This is a genomic window from Teichococcus wenyumeiae (assembly GCF_003696345.1).
In the GTDB taxonomy this organism is placed as follows: domain Bacteria; phylum Pseudomonadota; class Alphaproteobacteria; order Acetobacterales; family Acetobacteraceae; genus Pseudoroseomonas; species Pseudoroseomonas wenyumeiae.
Genome location: NZ_RFLX01000115.1, coordinates 1 through 3,182, shown reverse-complemented (window position 1 = coordinate 3,182; position 3,182 = coordinate 1). Strand labels below are relative to the sequence as shown.

Below are 3,182 nucleotides of genomic sequence, written 5' to 3'. Positions count from 1 at the left end.
TCTGTTGTTGTTTCTCATGGTGAAGAAGAGTTGGTGAAATCGAGTGTACCCACACGGCTGACAATCCGTGTGGTGTGAGTGTCTCGGTGGAGCTGCTGTCCGATTGGACACGGAGCGGTTTGGGGCGCCAGTGATGGCGCGGCTGGATCCTGCGTGCGGGCGGTGGTGAATGAGTATGAGAAGGGCGTTCGGTGGATGCCTTGGCACCAAGAGGCGATGAAGGACGTGGCACGCTGCGAAAAGCCGCGGGGAGATGCGAGCGATCGTTGATCCGCGGATGTCCGAATGGGGAAACCCCTCCTTTATGGAGATCCCCCGCTGAATACATAGGCGGTGGAGGCGAACCCGGTGAACTGAAACATCTCAGTAGCCGGAGGAAAAGACATCAACAGAGATTCCCCGAGTAGTGGCGAGCGAAAGGGGAGCAGGCCAGTGGCCTTTGTCAGTTAAGCCAAACAACCTGGAAAGGTTGGCCAGAGTGGGTGATAGCCCCGTAGGCGTATGGCTGGCAGAGGTCCTTGAGTAGGGCGGGGCACGTGAAACCCTGTCTGAACGTAGGGGGACCACCCTCTAAGCCTAAATACTCCTTGGTGACCGATAGTGCACAAGTACCGTGAGGGAAAGGTGAAAAGCACCCCGACAAGGGGAGTGAAAGAGACCTGAAACCGAACGCCTACAAGCAGTCGGAGCCCGCAAGGGTGACGGCGTACCTTTTGTATAATGGGTCCGCGAGTTTCTGTTTGCAGCAAGCTTAAGCCGTTAGGTGTAGGCGCAGCGAAAGCGAGTCCGAACAGGGCGCTGAGTTGCTGGCAGAAGACCCGAAACCGAGTGATCTAGCCATGGCCAGGCTGAAGGTGGGGTAACACCCACTGGAGGGCCGAACCCACGCCTGTTGAAAAAGTCGGGGATGAGCTGTGGCTAGGGGTGAAAGGCCAATCAAACTCGGAAATAGCTGGTTCTCCGCGAAATCTATTGAGGTAGATCGTCAGGCGAACACCGCCGGAGGTAGAGCACCGGAAGGGCTAGGGGGACCCAAAGTCCTACCAAACCCTACCGAACTCCGAATGCCGGTGAGTGCTACCTGGCAGACAGACAGTGGGTGCTAAGGTCCATTGTCGAGAGGGAAACAGCCCAGACCACCAGCTAAGGTCCCCAAATAGTGGCTAAGTGGGAAAGCATGTGAGACGGCCAAAACAACCAGGAGGTTGGCTTAGAAGCAGCCATCCTTTAAAGAAAGCGTAATAGCTCACTGGTCTAATAGCTGTTTTGCGGCGAAAATGTAACGGGGCTCAAGCCACTTACCGAAGCTGTGGATGCATCCGCAAGGATGCGTGGTAGCGGAGCGTTCCGTAAGCCTGCGAAGGGAGACCCGTGAGGGCTCCTGGAGGTATCGGAAGTGCGAATGCGGACATGAGTAGCGACAAAGAGGGTGAGAACCCCTCTCGCCGAAAGTCCAAGGGTTCCTGCGCAAGGCCAATCCGCGCAGGGTGAGCCGGTCCCTAAGGCGAGGGCGACAGCCGTAGCCGATGGAAATCAGGTGAATATTCCTGAGCCCGCTAGAAGTGACGACTGTGAACCGTAGTTTCTCCTTATCGGATTGGAGGGGCTGCCGGATCGGTCCAGGAAATAGCTCTAGCATATGGTCCGTACCCGAAACCGACACAGGTGGACTGGTTGAGTATACCGAGGCGCTTGAGAGAACCATGCTGAAGGAACTAGGCAAATTGCTCGCGTAACTTCGGGATAAGCGAGACCCTGTCTTGGGCAACCAGGGCAGGGTGGCACAGACCAGGGGGTGGCGACTGTTTAGTAAAAACACAGGGCTCTGCGAAATCGAGAGATGACGTATAGGGTCTGACGCCTGCCCGGTGCCGGAAGGTTAAGGGGAGATGTGCAAGCATCGAACCGAAGCCCCGGTAAACGGCGGCCGTAACTATAACGGTCCTAAGGTAGCGAAATTCCTTGTCGGGTAAGTTCCGACCTGCACGAATGGCGTAACGACCTCCCCACTGTCTCCAGCATGGGCTCAGCGAAATTGAATTCCCCGTGAAGATGCGGGGTACCCGTGGTCAGACGGAAAGACCCTATGAACCTTTACTGCAACTTCGCAGTGGTGCCAGGAAGGGGCTGTGTAGGATAGGTGGGAGGCTATGAAACCGGGGCGCCAGCTTCGGTGGAGCCATCCTTGAAATACCACCCTGCGCCTTTCTGGCATCTAACCGAGCCCCATCATCTGGGGTCGGGACCCTGCGTGGCGGGCAGTTTGACTGGGGCGGTCGCCTCCCAAATGGTAACGGAGGCGCGCGATGGTGGGCTCAAGCCGGTCGGACATCGGCTGTTGAGTGCAAAGGCATAAGCCCGCCTGACTGTGAGCGCGACAGCGCGAACAGAGACGAAAGTCGGCCTTAGTGATCCGGTGGTCCCGCGTGGAAGGGCCATCGCTCAACGGATAAAAGGTACTCTAGGGATAACAGGCTGATCTCCCCCAAGAGTCCACATCGACGGGGAGGTTTGGCACCTCGATGTCGGCTCATCGCATCCCGGGGCTGGAGCAGGTCCCAAGGGTTCGGCTGTTCGCCGATTAAAGCGGTACGTGAGCTGGGTTTAGAACGTCGTGAGACAGTTCGGTCCCTATCTGCCATGGGTGTAGGAGACTTGCGAGGATCTGTCCCTAGTACGAGAGGACCGGGATGGACGTACCTCTGGTGTACCAGTTGTTCCGCCAGGAGCATCGCTGGGTAGCTAAGTACGGAACGGATAACCGCTGAAGGCATCTAAGCGGGAAACCAGCCTCTAAACGAGGTCTCCCCAAGGGCCGTGCAAGACCAGCACGTCGATAGGCCGCAGGTGGAAGTCGGGTAACCGACGCAGCCGAGCGGTCCTAATAGCCCGATCGATCTCATTCACTGCACCGCTGACCCCTCAAAAGGTCACCGCACGCAGCATCCAACCGCGACAATACACACACTCACACAACACACACCCGATCACACCAACTCTCTCCTCACCAGCATCTGTGCTGTCCATTACAAGGTTCGTTCCGGCTCGGTGGCCCGGTGGCCATCGCGAGGCTGCTACACCCGATCCCATCCCGAACTCGGCCGTGAAACGCCCCAGCGCCCATGGTACTGTGTCTCAAGGCACGGGAGAGTAGGTCGCCGCCGGGCCACCAAGCCGGATCG

The 3,182-nt window shown here is 57.8% G+C and carries 2 rRNA genes; both read left to right on the top strand.

Annotated elements, in window-relative coordinates:
- Nucleotides 1-168 precede the first annotated feature (168 nt).
- Nucleotides 169-2,906, top strand: a 23S ribosomal RNA gene (locus EBE87_RS28005).
- A 146-nt stretch (nucleotides 2,907-3,052) separates the two neighbouring features.
- Nucleotides 3,053-3,167: ribosomal RNA gene (gene rrf / locus EBE87_RS28000) — 5S ribosomal RNA — on the top strand.
- Nucleotides 3,168-3,182: the final 15 nt, after the last annotated feature.